The 15,004-nt window shown below is 71.7% G+C and carries 12 protein-coding genes; 3 read left to right on the top strand and 9 right to left on the bottom strand.

Translation table 11 applies throughout. The features are described 5' to 3' along the window. Together E6J59_05780 and E6J59_05775 are read right to left on the bottom strand one after the other, a co-directional pair. A partial coding sequence (locus E6J59_05780; protein TMB21495.1) for a hypothetical protein occupies positions 1-1,776 on the bottom strand: 1,776 nt, incomplete at its 3' end. A 53-nt stretch (positions 1,777-1,829) separates the two neighbouring features. Then, entirely contained in the window at positions 1,830-2,255 is a 426-nt protein-coding gene (locus tag E6J59_05775; protein TMB21494.1) for a hypothetical protein, read from the bottom strand. Positions 2,256-2,549: 294 nt separating this feature from the next. Here E6J59_05775 and E6J59_05770 point away from each other — a divergent pair, with 294 nt between their 5' ends. The 3 genes from E6J59_05770 to E6J59_05760 are packed head-to-tail and all read left to right on the top strand — an operon-like array spanning position 2,550 to position 5,744. Beyond that, entirely contained in the window at positions 2,550-3,911 is a 1,362-nt protein-coding gene (locus E6J59_05770) for a HAMP domain-containing histidine kinase (protein TMB21493.1), read from the top strand. Between the two features lie 2 nt (positions 3,912-3,913). Then, positions 3,914-4,342 (top strand): response regulator, encoded by a 429-nt coding sequence (locus tag E6J59_05765; protein TMB21492.1) that lies wholly within the window; start codon positions 3,914-3,916, stop codon positions 4,340-4,342. Beyond that, positions 4,311-5,744, top strand: a complete 1,434-nt coding sequence (locus tag E6J59_05760) for a sigma-54-dependent Fis family transcriptional regulator (GenBank protein TMB21491.1) — start codon at positions 4,311-4,313, stop codon at positions 5,742-5,744. Before E6J59_05765 ends, E6J59_05760 begins: the two co-directional genes overlap by 32 nt. 85 nt (positions 5,745-5,829) lie before the next feature. Here the strand turns inward: E6J59_05760 and E6J59_05755 are convergent, their stop codons facing one another. The 7 genes from E6J59_05755 to E6J59_05725 form a co-directional block, all read right to left on the bottom strand. Continuing rightward, complete coding sequence (locus tag E6J59_05755) at positions 5,830-7,170, bottom strand: PDZ domain-containing protein (protein TMB21490.1); 1,341 nt, start codon at positions 7,168-7,170, stop codon at positions 5,830-5,832. Next, entirely contained in the window at positions 7,146-9,311 is a 2,166-nt protein-coding gene (gene rnr, locus E6J59_05750) for a ribonuclease R (protein ID TMB21489.1), read from the bottom strand. The genes E6J59_05755 and rnr overlap by 25 nt, the downstream gene beginning before the upstream one ends. Positions 9,312-9,330: 19 nt before the next feature. Beyond that, positions 9,331-9,885: an arginine decarboxylase, pyruvoyl-dependent gene (locus E6J59_05745; protein TMB21488.1), complete on the bottom strand. Its 555-nt coding sequence runs from the start codon at positions 9,883-9,885 to the stop codon at positions 9,331-9,333. A 133-nt stretch (positions 9,886-10,018) separates the two neighbouring features. After that, the gene (locus tag E6J59_05740) at positions 10,019-10,210 is read right to left on the bottom strand and encodes an acetyl-CoA carboxylase biotin carboxyl carrier protein subunit (protein TMB21496.1); all 192 of its coding nucleotides are present in this window, start codon (positions 10,208-10,210) and stop codon (positions 10,019-10,021) included. 316 nt (positions 10,211-10,526) lie between these two features. Further along, positions 10,527-12,059: an acetyl-CoA carboxylase biotin carboxylase subunit gene (accC, locus tag E6J59_05735; protein ID TMB21487.1), complete on the bottom strand. Its 1,533-nt coding sequence runs from the start codon at positions 12,057-12,059 to the stop codon at positions 10,527-10,529. Then, positions 12,040-13,590 carry an acyl-CoA carboxylase subunit beta gene (locus E6J59_05730; GenBank protein TMB21486.1) on the bottom strand — a complete coding sequence of 517 codons (1,551 nt, stop codon included), beginning with the start codon at positions 13,588-13,590 and terminating at the stop codon, positions 12,040-12,042. The genes accC and E6J59_05730 overlap by 20 nt, the downstream gene beginning before the upstream one ends. 148 nt (positions 13,591-13,738) lie before the next feature. Next, a complete protein-coding gene (locus tag E6J59_05725; protein TMB21485.1) occupies positions 13,739-13,948 on the bottom strand; it encodes a hypothetical protein in 210 nt (69 codons plus the stop codon). Between the last annotated feature and the right edge of the window lie 1,056 nt (positions 13,949-15,004).

The raw sequence follows: 15,004 nt of genomic DNA, 5'->3' as shown, positions 1-15,004 counted from the left end.
AGGCCGCGTGGTGGAGGTGGGCGGCGGCCGGGTGGTCGTGGTGGTCGTCGCGGGCCGCGTGGTGGAGGTGGGTGGCGGCCGGGTGGTGGTGGTCGTCGCGGGCTGCGTGGTGGACGTGCTGGAAGCGGGCCGGAAGGTGGCGAGCACCATGTACCAGTTGGTGGGCCAGCCCAAGGTCATGCTCCCCTCCTGCGGGCCCTCCGCGCTGGACAGGATGTCCTCGAGGGTAGAGGCGGCGCTCCCGTTCTGGGCGTCGAGGAGGTACGGCACCATCTGGCTGCTTCCGGGAGTCACCCAACCCGGCCGGCCGCCGGTGAGGACGGCCGCCACGACCAGCTCGCCGGCGGGGACCGCGGCGGTCGGACCGATAGTCGCGTAGGTTCCGGTACCTTGCGACACCACGGCCTGGTCGAGCGCTCCCACCGTGGCCACGTGGCGAAAGTGCGCGACCGCCTCCTGCAGGTAGGCGGCCGCGGACGCCGACACCGTGATCACGAGGCCCGATGGCGCGGGAGCGGAATTCTGCCGGTAGTACAGGGCGATGTCGCCCGATCCATCCCACGTCGTCGCGACCGAGCGCGTCCAGGCACCATTGACGTTGTCCCTGACCTGCACCTGACCCGACGCGCCGTACTGGCCGAACCACCCGACCAGCAGGTCGCCGGCCAGGACCGGCTCGGTCAGGGTGAGGCTGTACGACGTGAGGCGGGAGGAGGGCGAGGCCCCCACGCCCTGGACGAATTCGGGTGACACGGCCGGCGTGGTGAGCGTGAGGGGTGCCGACGGCGCCGAATGATCGTTCACGAGGTCGAAGGCGTCGACCGCATACGTGTGGGTGGTTGCCGGCGTGACATCCCCGTCGAGGAAGATCGTGGTGTCGGGCCCTGTCGTCCCGATGGCAGCACCGTTTCGGTACACGGTGTACCCGGCGACGCTGCCGGTGGACGGCGACCACGCGAGGGCGACCCGCGTGGAGGCCACGCTGGTGGCCTCGAGGCCGGTGGGGGTGGAGGGGGGTGTGGGCGGCGTGGCGGGATAGGCATGGAAGACGGCGCACACCGCGTACCATTCGACGACGTTGGTAAGGGTGGCCGTCCCGTGCTGGGGGCCCGCGGCGCTCGACGTGATGTCCTCTTCATAGGCGGACCCGCTCGTCGTCTGTGCGCGAGGCATGTACGGGATGCCCTGGCTGCTGCCGGGCGTGATCGAGCCGGGAGCGGCGTCGGTCACCAGGGCCGCGAACACGAGCTCGCCCGCACCCACCGCCGGGGTCGGACCGGTGTCAACGGGCCTAAAGTCTTCACGGTGCGCAGCGGCGATCTGATCCAGCGAGCCCGCGAGGGCGACGCCTGAATACTCGGCGACCGATCCCGTCAGGTACGCGGTCGAGGAAACGGCTACGGTAATGGTGATCCCGCCGGGCGCCGCCCGGCTGTTCTCGCGGTAGTAGAGGGCGATGTCACCCGTGTCGTCATCGAAGGTCAGCGATCCGGCCGGCGCCCGCATCCAGGTGCCGTTCACGTTGTCGGATACCTGGACCTGCCCGGGGGCGTTGTACTGGGCAAACCACCCGACCAGCAGGTCCCCCTGGGCAACCGGACGGGGGAGTGGGACGGTGAGCGCCGGGACCTTAGACCCGGTCGAGAATGCCTCTCCCTGGACGAAGGTCGGGGTGGTCGCCCCGACGGGGCCGGCGAGAGCGGCGACGAGGAGCAGGGCCGGGCCGGGAGATCGCATCCCCGCCGGCATGATACGGCGCGAGGCGCCGCCCGGCACTCCCCTCGCTTTCGAGGCGCGTCTCGCTCTTTGCGTGACGCGCGATACCGTGCTCAGGGGACGACGTTCGTGGACCGGGTGCGCTGCGCGGCAAGCGAGCGGGCGAGACCCGTGCGCACGCACGACGGGTCGAGACCGAGCGCGCCGCACACGTTCACGAACGAGAACGGCCAGCTCGCGTCGTCGCTCGCCACCCATTGCTGCGCCTCGGCGCGCAGGCATCGGCCCCGGCGGTCTTCGCTCCCCTCGTACTTGAAGAGGACGGCGAGCGCGTCCTTCAGCACGGCGCGCATGAGACGCCGCTCGCCGGGCGCCGGTCCGTCGCCGCCCTCGGGGAAGAACTGCGAGGGCATCACCAGGTTGAGCGAGAGGGAGAGATGGATGGGCGGGCGGCCGCGGCGGCGGGCGGGCGGCGGGGCCGCCGGACCGCCGTCGGCGGCCTCTGGCGCGGTGCAGGTCACGGGGGCACGGCGGAGCAACCCGCGTGCCGTAACGGAAACGCCGCGCCCGCCCGCTTCGGGCGCGTTCGGCGCACGGCGGCGTGTGAAGAGCGCCTCACGTGCGAGGCGCCGCCCGGTGTGCGTTGCGCACGGCGCCGCGGCGAGCCGGCGCCGGCGGGCGAACGGTTTTCGTCGTCCGCCCGGCCGCTCCGGCCGCGGGCGCCGCACCCGGAGGCCGCCGTTCGGCCGATGTTAGGATATCTTCACATGCGATTGACTCTCGGCACCGTCCGTCCGTAGACAGGGAAGCGCGCCCTGGCGCGGGTGGAGGCCATGCCCGACACGGCGGCTCGTGCGACGAGTCCTCTCCCGCCGGAAACCCCGGCGAATCTCGCCAGCCGTGCGCGCAGCGCGACGCTCATCGCCGCCGCCGGGCTGGCCACCTTCTTCGTCTTCGTCTGGGCGACCAGCGAGATCTTCCTCTTCGACCTCGGCGAGGTTGCGTGGATCTTCACCAGCCTGATCCTCCTGAACCTGCTCCTGGCGGCGACCGCGCCGCGCTGGGCCGGATGGCGCGCCGCGATCTACGTGTACGAGTGGGTCCAGGTGATCATCCTGAGCGTCATCCTCCATCGCTTGGGCGGCCTGATGATGGGCACCCTCTTGATCACCTATGCATTCCCGGTGATCCATGGCGAGATGCTGCGCTCCGACAGCTGGGTGTTCGTGACCGCGAACCTCTGTGCCGCCTGCTACGCGGTGATGGCGTGGGTCGAGAGCACGGCGCTCAGCGAGGTCCGCGTCGACATCCACCAGCAGGTGGCGTTCGTCACCATCGCCTTCCTCACGCTCAACTTCGTGGCGCTCTACGCCAACCGCTACGGCTCCCAGCTGCGCAACCTGGCGCGGCACCTCCAGGCGAAGGTGGCGGAGCGGACGGTGGAGCTGTCCGCGGTGAACGCCGAGCTCGCCGCCAAGGCGCGCGCCCTCGAGGAGAAGCAGGAGGAGCTCAAGAGCTTCGTCTACACCGTCACGCACGATCTGAAGAGCCCGCTCAGCGCGATCCTGCTGATCGCCGACCTCCTCCTGCAGCGCGAGGCGGCGGGGCTCGCGGCCGAGAGCCGCGAGGACCTGGAGCGCATCGTGCGCCTGGCGGGGGGGACCGAGGACATGATCCGCGACCTGCTCGAGCTGTTCCGCATCACCTCGCAGCCCGAGGCCCCGGCCTGGGTCGAGCTGGGCGTGCTGGTCGAGGGCGCGCTCGAGACGCTCCGCCCCCAGATCGCCGCCAAGGGGGCCCGGGTCGAAGTCGGCGCGCTGCCGCGCGTGTGGGGGCAGCCGCGCAAGCTCGAGCACGTGGTGAGCAACCTCCTCGGTAATGCGGTGAAGTACGTCGCCGCCGACCACGGCGAGATCACCGTGTCGGGCGGGGTCGAGAACGGGAGCGCCCGCCTCTCGGTGCGCGACAACGGCATCGGCATCCCGCCCGCCTACCACCGCGGCATCTTCGAGCTCTTCGGCCGGGTGCCCGGGCAGGAGCAGAAGGTCGACGACCAGGCGGTCGGCGGCACGGGCGTCGGCCTGGCGGTCGTGAAGCGCATCGTCGAGGCGCATGAGGGGAGCGTCGCGGTGGAGTCCCGGCCCGGGGCGGGGAGCTGCTTCACCGTCCGCCTGCCCGCCAGCGGAGAGGGGTAGCGATGGAAGGCGCCGTACCCGTGCTCGTGGTGGACGACAATCAGGGCTTCCTGCGCGCGGCGCGGGCCGTGCTCGAGGAGGCGTTTGCGGTGCACACGGTCGAGAACGGCACCGACGCTCTCGCCTTCCTCGGGCGCCGACCGCCGTTTGCCGACGCGCCGCGCCCGGCCTTCATCGTGCTCGATTTCCGCCTCCCCGACATGGACGCGCCCGCGGTGCTCGAGCGGCTCGGCGCCGACACGGAGCTGAGCACCATCCCCGTGCTGGTGATGAGCCAGGCCGACTGGGAGGAGGACGCGGCCGCGGCGCGCGCCGCGGGAGCACGCCAGTTCCGCGTCAAGCCCTCGCGCGTGCAGGCCCTGCGCGAGGTGATCGTCACCTTCTGGGAGGAGCACGCCCATGCCGGCGCGCGTCCTGCTGATCGAAGATAACCCCGAGACGGCGCGGCTTCTCGCGGGGGGGCTCGGCGCGGGGAGCGCCCCGTTCGAGGTGACGGCCGTGTGCTCGGCCCGCGACGGTCTCCGGCATCTCGCCGAGCACGAGGTCGACTGCGTTCTCCTCGACTACCGCCTGCCCGACGCCGACGGACTCGAGTGCCTGCGCGAGATCCGGCAGCGCTGGCCCGACGTGCCGGTCGTGGTGATCACCGGCGCCGGTTCGGAGGAGGTGGCGGTCGAGGCGATGAAGCTCGGGGCGAGCGACTACCTCGTCAAGCACGGCAAGTACCTCGTCACCGTACCGGTGGTGGTGCGCGAGGCGCTCGGCCGCCGCGAGCTGGAGCGGACGGCGGCGCGGTACCGGAGCGCGCTCCGCTCCTCGCGCCGCGAGGTGAGCCGGCTCCGCCGCGAGCTGCGCGAGCGCTACCGCCTCGACGGCATCATCGGCGAGAGCGCCGCCATCGAGCAGGCGCTCTTCCTGGCCGAGCGCGCGGCGCAGACGCGGGTCACGGTGCTGCTCGAGGGCGAGACCGGCACGGGCAAGGAGCTCTTCGCGCGCGCCATCCACTATCACGGCCCGCGCGCGCGGGGCCCCTTCCTGGCCCAGAACTACGCCGCGCTGCCCGAGGGGCTACTCGAGAGCGAGCTCTTCGGACACGTGCGCGGTGCCTTCACCGGCGCCGAGCGGGCCCGGCGCGGCCTTTTCGAGGAGGCCGACGGGGGGACGCTCTTCCTCGACGAGGTGAGCGAGGCGAGTCCCGCCATCCAGGCGAAGCTCCTGCGCGTGCTGCAGGACGGCGAGGTGCGACCGGTGGGCGCCAGCGGCGGGCGAAAGGTCGACGTGCGCGTCATCGCGGCGAGCAACGGCGACCTCGGGGAGGCGGCACGCGCCGGCCGCTTCCGCCCGGACCTCTACTACCGGCTGCATGTGTTTCCGATCCGGCTCCCCGCCCTGCGCGAGCGCCGGGGGGACATCCGCCTGCTCGCCGTGCATCTGCTCGAGCAACTGTCCGCGCAGGAGGGCAAGAAGCTCCGCGGCTTCGACCCGCGCGCGCTCCGGCTCCTCGAGCGCTACCCGTGGCCCGGCAACGTGCGCGAGCTGGAGAACGAGATCCACCGGCTCATCCTGTGCGCCGAGCCCGGCGAGCGCATCACGCCCGACCTCCTCGCCGCGTGGATCGTCGACGGCGCGCCCCCCGCCGCGGGCGACGGCGCGCGCCCGCTCAAGGAGATCGTGCGCGAGGTCGAGCTCGCGACCATCCGCGCGCGGCTCCGCGCGCACGGCTACCACCGCGTCGCGACGGCGCGCAGCCTGGGGATGACGCGCGAATCGCTGTGGGCGAAGCTCCGGCAGCTCGGCTTCGTGGTCCCTCGCCGGGGCTCGGACGACGAGTGACGAAAACGGCGGCCGGGCCGCCCTTCACCTCACGGGGAGGTTGCGGGCCCGCAGGTGAGGCGACTGACGCGGAGCGCTCCCACCCCTACCCCCGCGCCAGCGGCACGTTCACGTTGTACTGATACGGTCCGCGCCCGACCGAGAGCAGGATGCTCCGCGCCGCGCGCACCTCGACCATCTTCCGCCGCAATTCCGCCACGGAGCGGAGCGGCGTGCCGCCGAGGCCGAGGAGCCGGTCGCCCTTCTGCACCCCGATGCGCGCCGCCGGGCTCCCCGAGCGCACCCGGCGCACGACCAGGCCCTCGTCGTCGGCCACGGCCTCGAGACCGAGGAGCTGCCAGGCGAGCTCGTCGGCGCGCGCGACGGGGAAGGCCGCGGCCGCGAGCCGGACGTCCTCGTCGCGGCCGTCGCGCCGGAGCGTCAAGGTGACGCCGTCGCCCTCCGCGTGGTCCTCGATGCGCTGCTCGAACTCGTCCCGTGAGGCCACCTCGCGCCCGTCCACCTTCGTGATCGCGTCGCCGCGTGCGAGGCCGGCGGCCTGGGCCGGGCTCTTCGACTCGACCTCGGCCACCACCACGCCGCGGCGCACGCCGAAGCGCTCGGCCAGCTCCGGGCTCAGGTCCTGCACCACGAGGCCGATCCAGGCGTGGCGCACCTCTCCGTAGGAGACCAGGTCCTTCATCACGCGGCGCGCACGGTCGACGGGGATGGCGAAGCCGATGCCCTGCGCCTTGCCGTAGATGGCGGTGTCGATGCCGACCAGCTCGCCCTTGATGTTCAGGAGCGGCCCGCCCGAGTTGCCCGGGTTGATCGAGGCGTCGGTCTGGATGAAGTCGGTGTAGGTGCGGTCCTCGTCGCGCAGCGAGCGGCCGACCGCGCTCACCACGCCGGTCGTCACCGTGTGCGAGAGGCCGAAGGGGTTGCCGATCGCGATCACCGTCTCGCCGATCATGAGATCGGCCGAGGTGCCGAAGGGGATGTGCGGCAGGTCCCCGCCCGCCTTGATGCGCAGGACGGCGATGTCGGCGTCGGCGTCCGCGCCCACCAGCTTGGCGTCGAACTCGCGCTGGTCGATCAGCGTCACCTGGATGCGGCTGGCGCGCTGGACCACGTGCACGTTGGTCATGATGGTGCCGTCGGCCGCGACGATGACGCCCGAGCCCAGGCTCGTCGTCTTGAAGCGCCGCGGGCGCGGGTCGACGAAGTCGCGGAAGAACTCCTCGAAGAACGGGTCCTGGGGGAAGGGGAACGGGGAGCCGCGCTGCTCGACGATCTGCTCGGTCGAGACGTTCACCACCGCCGGGCTCGCCTTCTCGACCGCCTGCACGACCAGGCTCCGCCGCTCCGGGTCGCTCTCCGCGCCGCGCGCCGCCGCGACGGCGGGGAGCGCGAGGGCCGCGATCAGGAGTGCCGCCGCCTTCGCCATCGGTCGCTTCTCTCCTCGCCGTCCGCGAGCGTGAAGTCAACCTGCCGGCGTTCGATCGAGACCCCGGCGACCGCCACGCGGACCGGATCGCCGACGCGGAAGGTCCGCCGCGTGCGCCGGCCGCGCAGCAGGTGCTGGCGCTCGACGTGATCGTAGAAGTCGTCGCCGAGCGTGCTCACGTGCACGAGGCCCTCGACGAACACGTCCGCGAGCTCGACGAAGAAGCCGAACGGCACGACGCCCGAGACGAAGCCGTCGTAGGCCTCGCCCACCTTGTCCTGCATGAACTGGACCTTCTTCAGCGCCACGATCTCCCGCTCGGCGTCCATCGCCGTGCGCTCGCGCCGCGAGGACTCCTCGGCGATGGCGCCGAGATCGGGCGGCACGCGCCCCGTCCCGAGGATGCGGTGCACGACCAGGTCGGGGTAGCGGCGGATGGGCGAGGTGAAGTGAGTGTAGCAGGCGGCGGCGAGGCCGAAGTGGCCGAGGGGCTCCGCGGCGTAGCGCGCCTGCTGCATGGAGCGGAGGAGGATCGTGTTGACGAGCCGTTCCTCGGCACGTCCCTTCACCTGCTCGAGCACGGCGGCGAACGCCTTGGGCGCCGCCCGTCCCTCCTCGATCCGGAGACGCAGGCCGAAGCCCTCGAGGAAACGCGCCAGCTCGCCCACGCTCTCCGCGGTCGGGGGCTCGTGCACGCGGTGGAGGAAGGCGAGCTTCCGGCGCCCGAGCTCGCGCGCCACGGCCTCGTTGGCGGCCAGCATGAACTCCTCGATCATCTGGTGCGCGATCGAGCGCTCGGCGCGCACGATCTGCTCTGGACGGCCGCGCAGGTCGAGCACCACCTCGGCCTCGGGAAGGTCGAAGTCGATGGCGCCCCGCTGGCGGCGGCGGGCCATGAGCAGGCGCGCCAGCGCCTCGGCGCGCTCGAGGGGCTCGACCAGCGTGCCGAGGGCGGCGCGTACCGCCGGGTCGCGGTCGACGAGCGCCTGGCGGACCTGGGTGTAGGTCAGGCGCGCGGCGCTGCGCATCACGGCGTCGTGGAAGGAGACCCCGGTCTCCCGCCCGCGCGCGTCGAACTCCATGCGGACGGCCTTCGCCAGGCGGTCCTCGTCGGGCTTGAGGCTGCAGATGCCGTTCGACAGCTCCTCGGGCAGCATGGGGAGGACGCGGTCGGGGAAGTAGACGCTCGTGCCGCGCGCGCGGGCCTCGAGATCGAGCGGGCTCCCGGCGGGCACGTAGTGCGCCACGTCGGCGACCGCGACCGTGAGCCGGAAGCCGGTGCCCCGGGCCTCGACCAGCACGGCGTCGTCGAAGTCGCGCGCGTTCTCGCCGTCGATGGTGACGATGGGGAGGCTGCGCAGGTCGAGGCGCCCGGCGGTGGCCGACGGCGGCACGCGCGCCGGCATGCGGCGCGCGGCGGCGGCCACCTCGGGCGGGAACTCGCGGGGCAGGTCGTGGGCGGCGATCACCGCCTCGCTCTCGACCCGGGGGTCGGTGGCGGGCCCGAGGACGGCGGTGACGCGCGCCTCGGCGTCGGAGGCGAGGCCGGGGTAGCGGACCAGGTCCGCGACCACCATGTCGCCGTCGGCAGCCCCGCCGTCGGCGCCGCGCGGGACCAGGACGGGCACGGTGATGCGCTGCTCCTGCGGGACGACGACGGCGGAGGTCCTGCCGCGCCGCAGCACGCCGATCACCCGGCTCGTGCCGCGCTCGAGCACCCTGGCGACGCGGCCCTCGGCGCGCCCGCGGCGCCGGAAGCGCTCGACGCGCACCAGCACCCGGTCGCCGTGCATCGCCGGGCGGACGCCGGAGGCGGGCACGTACACGTCCTCCTCGTCGGGGTCGTCGGTGACGCAGAAGGCGAAGCCGGCGGGACTCGAGTGGAGACGGCCGGCCACGAGGTCGAGCCGGGCGGGCAGGGTGAAGCGATCCCCCTTGGTGCGCACGAGGGCGCCGCGGGCCTCGAGGGCCGCGAGCCGCTCCTCGCCGCTCCGGCGCTCGTCCCGCGAGACGCGCGCGGCGCGTAGGAGATCCTCGGCCGCCACCGGGCTCTTGCGGCGCTCGACGGCCGCGAGCAGCCGCGCCTCGAGGGCAGCTTCCTCCTCGCTCGGCGCTGCGGCGGTGATCTTCGGGCGAGTCAGGGTCGAGACGGGTTCGGACTCACTCGGCGAACACGGCGGCCGCGACGACCGACGTCCACAGCCCCTCCCGGTCCCCGATGGCGGACTGGGTGACGTTGCGCGTGATGACGATCTTGTCGCTCATCCGCCAGATGTCCTTGCGCTCGTCGTAGCTCGTGTTGGGGTCGAAGTCGACGCCCAGGATGGTGGCCAGCATGGAGGCCGCCAGGTCCTCGGCGTAGTCGCCGGCCTTGTTGTCGGTCTGGCCGTAGCTGTGGTGCTCGGACAGGTAGCCGTACTGGTTGCGGTCCTTGGGGATCGCGACGCCGACCGAGGCGGCCACCAGGCGGTGCGGCTCGTTGGTGGCGTTCTCGCTCATCACGACGTGGAGCACCTGGCCCGACTTGAGGAGCTTCTGCCCCTCCTGGGGCGAGATCAGCTTGCAGTGGGGCGGGAAGATCGACGACACGCGCACCAGGTTGTACTGCGCGATGCCCGCCGAGCGCAGCGCCATCTCGAAGCTCGAGAGCTTCTCGCGGTTCTTGCCGACGCCCTTGGTCAGGTAGATCTTCTTGGGAACGTACGAGATGCTCATACCGCAGCTTGGTGAGAGCCCCTAACACGATCGTCCCCGCGCCACAAGTTTCAGGCTCGTGAAGACTCGGTGCGGGCGGCGGCGGGGCCGCCGCCGGCGCTCCGCGAGGCATCCCCTCCCTCGCGCCGCGCACCTAATCGATGCGCGCGAGTAGCTCGCCGGCCTCGACAGCCTGGCCCGGCCTGACCCGCACCTCGGCCACCGTGCCGGTCCGCGGCGAGCCGATCTCGTTCTCCATCTTCATGGCCTCGATGACGAGGAGGCCCTGGCCGCGCTCGACCCTGGCGCCTGGCTCGACCAGGACGGCGACCACCTTGCCGGGCATCGCCGCCCGCAGCTCGCGGGCGCCGTCGCTGGCCCCGGTCCGCTGGTGGCGCCGCCGGGCGCGCTCGTCGAGGAGGCGGAGGCGGTGGGTGCGGCCCGCGACGGCCACCTGGAACTCGTCGCCCCGGTTGGCCACGCTGACCTCGGCGGCGGCGTGGTCGATCAGGAGGGAGAAGGTGCCGGCGCCCGTCTCGCGGCAGTCGACGATGCGCTCGCGCCCGTCGATCGCGATCCGATAGCGCCCCTCGCCGAGCGCTGCGACCTCGAGCGCGTGCGTGGCCACGCCCACCAGCGCCGTGAAACGCGCCGGGCGGGGGCTACTCACGGAGCGCCTCGCGCCGCGCGAGCTCCCGCCAGCGCGAGCGCGGCGGGCCAGGGGGGCCGGCCCCGTTCGCGCCGACGGCCGTCCCGCCGCGCGCGATGGCGGCCAGCGCGGCGCCGATGAGGGGCAGGTCGGCCTCCGTCCCCTCGGCCAGCGCCGCGGGCGTGAAGTGGCGGGCGATGAAGCCGGTGTCGATGTCGCCGGCGCGGAAGGCGGGGTGCCGGAGGGCCCAGCGGTGGAAGGCGACGTTGGCGGTCGGGCCGACGATCACGTACTCGCCGAGGGCGCGCAGCATGCGGCCGATCGCCTCGTCCCGGGTGGCGCCCCAGGCGACCAGCTTGGAGAGGATCGGGTCGTAATGGGTCGAGACCTCGAAGCCCTCGTACACGCCCGAGTCGTCGCGGATGCCGATCCCGCTCGGCACGCGCAGCACGGCGATGCGGCCCGGCGCGGGGAGGAAGTTGTTCTCCGGATCCTCGGCGTAGATGCGGCACTCGATCGCCCAGCCGCGCTGGACGACGTCCGCTTGCTCGAAGCCGAGCGGCCGCCCGGCCGCGATCTCGATCTGCGCCTTCACGAGATCGACCCCGGTCACCGCCTCCGTGATCGGGTGCTCGACCTGGATGCGGGTGTTCATCTCGAGGAAGTGGAAGCGCCGCTCCTGGTCGACCAGGAACTCGACCGTGCCCGCGCCGACGTAGTCGACCGCCTTCGCCGCCGCGACCGCGACGCGGCCCATTTCGCTTCGCGTGGCCTCATCGAGGGCCGTGGACGGCGACTCCTCGATCACCTTCTGGTGCCGGCGCTGGACGGAGCACTCGCGCTCGTAGAGGTGGACGACGTGGCCGTGCGTGTCGCCGAGCACCTGCACCTCGATGTGGCGTGGGCGAACGATCGCCTTCTCGACGTAGACGCGGTCGTCGCCGAAGGCGGACCGGGCCTCGGAGCGCGCGGCGCGGAGCGCGCTCTTGAGCTGGTCGGGAGACTCGACGAGGCGCATGCCCTTGCCGCCGCCGCCCCCGGCGGCCTTCAGCATCACGGGGAAGCCGATCGCGCTCGCGAGCTTCTCCACCTCGCCGTCCGAGCTGAGGGCGTGGTCGGAGCCGGGAACGACCGGCACGCCGGCCTTGCGCATGAGGCGGCGGGCCTCGACCTTGTCGCCCATGGCCGCGATCGCGTGCGCCGACGGTCCGATGAAGACGACACCCGCGTCGGCGCACGCCTGGGCGAAGGCGGCGCGCTCGGAGAGGAAGCCGTAGCCGGGGTGGATCGCGTCGGCCCGGGACTCCAGAGCCACCGCGATCAGCTTGTCGATGCGGAGGTAGCTCTCGGCGGCCGCTGCCGGCCCGATCGGGTAGGCGTGGTCGGCCTGGCGGACGTGGAGGGCGCTGCGGTCGGGCTCCGAATAGACGGCGACCGACTCGATGCCGAGCTCGCGGCAGGCGCGCATGACGCGCACGGCGATCTCGCCGCGGTTCGCCACCAGGATGCGCGTGAAGGGCGGGCGCTTAGAGTGGGATGTTGCCATGTTTCTTGGGCGGGTTCCGGTCGCGCTTGTTCTGCAGCATCTCGAGCGCGCCGATCAAGCGCGGGCGGGTGTCGGCGGGCTGGATGATCTCGTCGATGTAGCCGAGCTCGGCGGCCTTGTACGGGTTGGCGAAGGTGCGCCGGTACTCGGCGACCAGCCGTTCCCGCTCGGCGGCGGGGTCCTTCGCCCGCTCGATCTCGTTGCGGAAGACGATGCTGACGGCGCCGTCGGGGCCCATGACCGCGATCTCGGCGGTGGGGTAGGCGAGGTTCACGTCGCCGCGGATGTGCTTGGACGACATGACGTCGTAGGCGCCGCCGTACGCCTTGCGCGTGATGACCGTGATCTTCGGCACGGTCGCCTCGCAGAAGGCGTAGAGCAGCTTCGCCCCGTGCTTGATGATGCCACCGAACTCCTGCGCCGTGCCGGGGAGGAAGCCCGGCACGTCGACGAACGTCACCAGCGGGATGTTGAAGCAGTCGCAGAAGCGGACGAAGCGCGCCGCCTTGACCGAGGCATCGATGTCGAGCACGCCGGCGAGGAAGGCCGGCTGGTTGGCGACGATGCCGACCGAGCGCCCGCCGAGGCGCGCGAAGCCGCACAGGATGTTCCGCGCGAACGCCTGCTGCACTTCGAAGAAGTCGCCGTCGTCGACCACCGCCGCGATCACCTGGCGCATGTCGTAGGGCTTGTTCGGGTTCTCGGGCACGATCGAGGCGAGGGCCGGGTCGCGGCGGTCGGGGGGGTCGTCGGTCGTCACGAAGGGCGGATCGTCCAGGTTGTTCGACGGGATGAAGGAGAGGAGCTCGCGCACCATGGCGAGGGTGTCGGCCTCGTTGGCGCCCTCGAAGTGCGCGACGCCGCTCCGCGTGTTGTGGGTGTCGGCGCCCCCCAGCTCCTCCTGCGTCACCTCTTCGTGCGTGACCGTCCGGATCACGTCGGGCCCGGTGATGAACATGTAGCCGGTGTTCTTCACCATGAGGATGAAGTCCGTCATCGCGGGCGAGTAGACGGCGCCGCCGGCGCACGGCCCCATGATGACCGAGATCTGCGGGATCACACCCGAGGCGAGCACGTTGCGGAGGAAGATGTCGGCGTAGCCGGCGAGGCTGACCACACCCTCCTGGATGCGCGCGCCGCCCGAATCGTTGAGGCCGATCACGGGCGCGCCCGCCTTCATGGCGAGGTCCATGATCTTGACCACCTTCTCCGCGAAGGCGCCCGAGAGGCTGCCGCCGAAGACGGTGAAGTCCTGCGAGAAGATGAAGACCAGGCGGCCGTCGATGGTGCCGTGGCCGGTGACCACGCCGTCGCCGTAGATCTTCCGCTCGGCCATGCCGAAGTCGAGGCAGCGGTGGGTCTTGAAGCGGTCGAGCTCGACGAAGCTCCCCGGGTCGAGGAGCTGGTCGATGCGGTCGCGCGCACTGCCCTTGCCCTCGGCGTGGCGCTTGGCGATGCGCTCCTCGCCCCCGCCGAGCAGCGCCTCGCGGTTCCGGCGCTCGAGCTCTGCGAGATTCTCTTTGATTCCCATGAACTTCCGTAGAGAAGCGCGATCCTTAGAGAAGCGCGATCCTTAGTATGCGCTCCCCGGAAATTCAAGGTAGCCCGGTGTCCGTGGCGAGGCTGTCGGCCGCCGCCTTGTCGGCCTGAAAAGGGAGGGCGGGCGCGGTGGAAGACGTTCAGGGCCGGTGATGGCCAAGGTCGGCGCCGAGGATTCGGTCGGCTTCCCGCAGCAGGCGCTCGATCTGATCCCCGAACCACGAGAGCGCCTCCGTAGCACCTTCGAGGGGGAGCGCCTCGATCTCGTCAGCGAGAAGGTGCAGCCGTTCCGCGATTGCCGTGCGCCCGGCCTCCAGCTTGGCGCGCACCTCCTCCGGCCTGATCGTCACGCTTCTCTGGCTAGCACGGCATGCGGGTCCCCGTCATCACCCCCGCTCCGCCAGCCCTTCCCAGCGGAGCGGCAGCTCAGGCCGTCCCCTTCCTCGGCTTGGCCTTGCGCCCGAGCTTCTCCTCAATCGCCTCGACCACGAAAAGCATGAGCGCGATGTCGTGCGTCACGCAGTGCAGCTTCAGGCGCCGGTGGAGCTCTTTCGGAATGCGGGTCGCCAACTGCGTCCACACCTCGTCGGTCTTCGCCATCATGCCGCCTTGTTCTTCGATCCGGGTGGACGACCGGGACCACGCCGACGCCTGCGACGGCTGCCGGTCTTCACCTTCGAAACCGGAGTCGTCACCACGGCCCTCCTATGCGCTGCCCTCTCGGTAACGGCCTTCGGCGGACGACCAGGACCACCAGGGCGCCATTTCCCGCGCGCCTTGCGGCGACGGCGACGACCCTTCGCTACCCGCCTTCCGGTAGAGATGCCTCCGAGCAACGACTGGATCGCGGAGCGCACCTCCTGCTGCACCATGTCGCGGATCACCGTCACGAGGCTTCGCTGTCTCGGCATCAGTCCTCCCGTTCGTCCAAGGTACGAGCCGCTTCTCGGTCCGCCCTCTACTGCTGCGGCCGCACCCATGTCTGCATCCAGCGGCACTTGTCGTAGACCAGGACGTCCGCCGCCTGCAAGCAGAGTTCATCCCGCATCGATGCGAAGGCAAGGCTGGGATAGAGGCGCTCCCGGTTCCCCCTACTCTTTCTCAGGAACTCAAACCGCTGTCGGGCTTCACCGGCGGCCGGCTCATTGCGGTCGCAGACGCACGTGATCGTGTCAGCCGGTTGGAGGCGGGGCACCGTCCACTCGGTCATAATCTCTAGGATCGCCTGGAACGAAGGGTGGGAGCCGAGCAACCTACGCCGGCGGCTTGAGGTCCTCGGGCGCGACGTCGCGGATATGCTGGGCAAAGTACCAGTGGTGACCCTCGACATCCGCCGCTCCGTAGGTCCGGTCGCCGTAGAACTGATCCTTGGGCTCGGAGAGGATGGTGGCACCGGCGCTCTTGGC

Source organism: Deltaproteobacteria bacterium (assembly GCA_005879795.1).
Taxonomy (GTDB): Bacteria; Desulfobacterota; Binatia; order DP-6; family DP-6; genus DP-6.
Note: the sequence above shows the minus strand (reverse complement) of the source record. Positions and strands in the feature narration are given on the sequence as shown.

What these genes read in the sequence shown, in the direction of transcription:
- E6J59_05770 (TMB21493.1), top strand. Translation starts at nt 2,550, where the DNA reads ATGCCCGACACGGCGGCTCGTGCGACGAGTCCTCTCCCGCCGGAAACC.
- E6J59_05765 (TMB21492.1), top strand. Translation starts at nt 3,914, where the DNA reads ATGGAAGGCGCCGTACCCGTGCTCGTGGTGGACGACAATCAGGGCTTC.
- E6J59_05760 (TMB21491.1), top strand. Translation starts at nt 4,311, where the DNA reads ATGCCGGCGCGCGTCCTGCTGATCGAAGATAACCCCGAGACGGCGCGG.
- E6J59_05755 (TMB21490.1), bottom strand. Translation starts at nt 7,170, where the DNA reads ATGGCGAAGGCGGCGGCACTCCTGATCGCGGCCCTCGCGCTCCCCGCC.
- E6J59_05745 (TMB21488.1), bottom strand. Translation starts at nt 9,885, where the DNA reads ATGAGCATCTCGTACGTTCCCAAGAAGATCTACCTGACCAAGGGCGTC.
- E6J59_05740 (TMB21496.1), bottom strand. Translation starts at nt 10,210, where the DNA reads ATGCCCGGCAAGGTGGTCGCCGTCCTGGTCGAGCCAGGCGCCAGGGTC.
- accC (TMB21487.1), bottom strand. Translation starts at nt 12,059, where the DNA reads ATGGCAACATCCCACTCTAAGCGCCCGCCCTTCACGCGCATCCTGGTG.
- E6J59_05730 (TMB21486.1), bottom strand. Translation starts at nt 13,590, where the DNA reads ATGGGAATCAAAGAGAATCTCGCAGAGCTCGAGCGCCGGAACCGCGAG.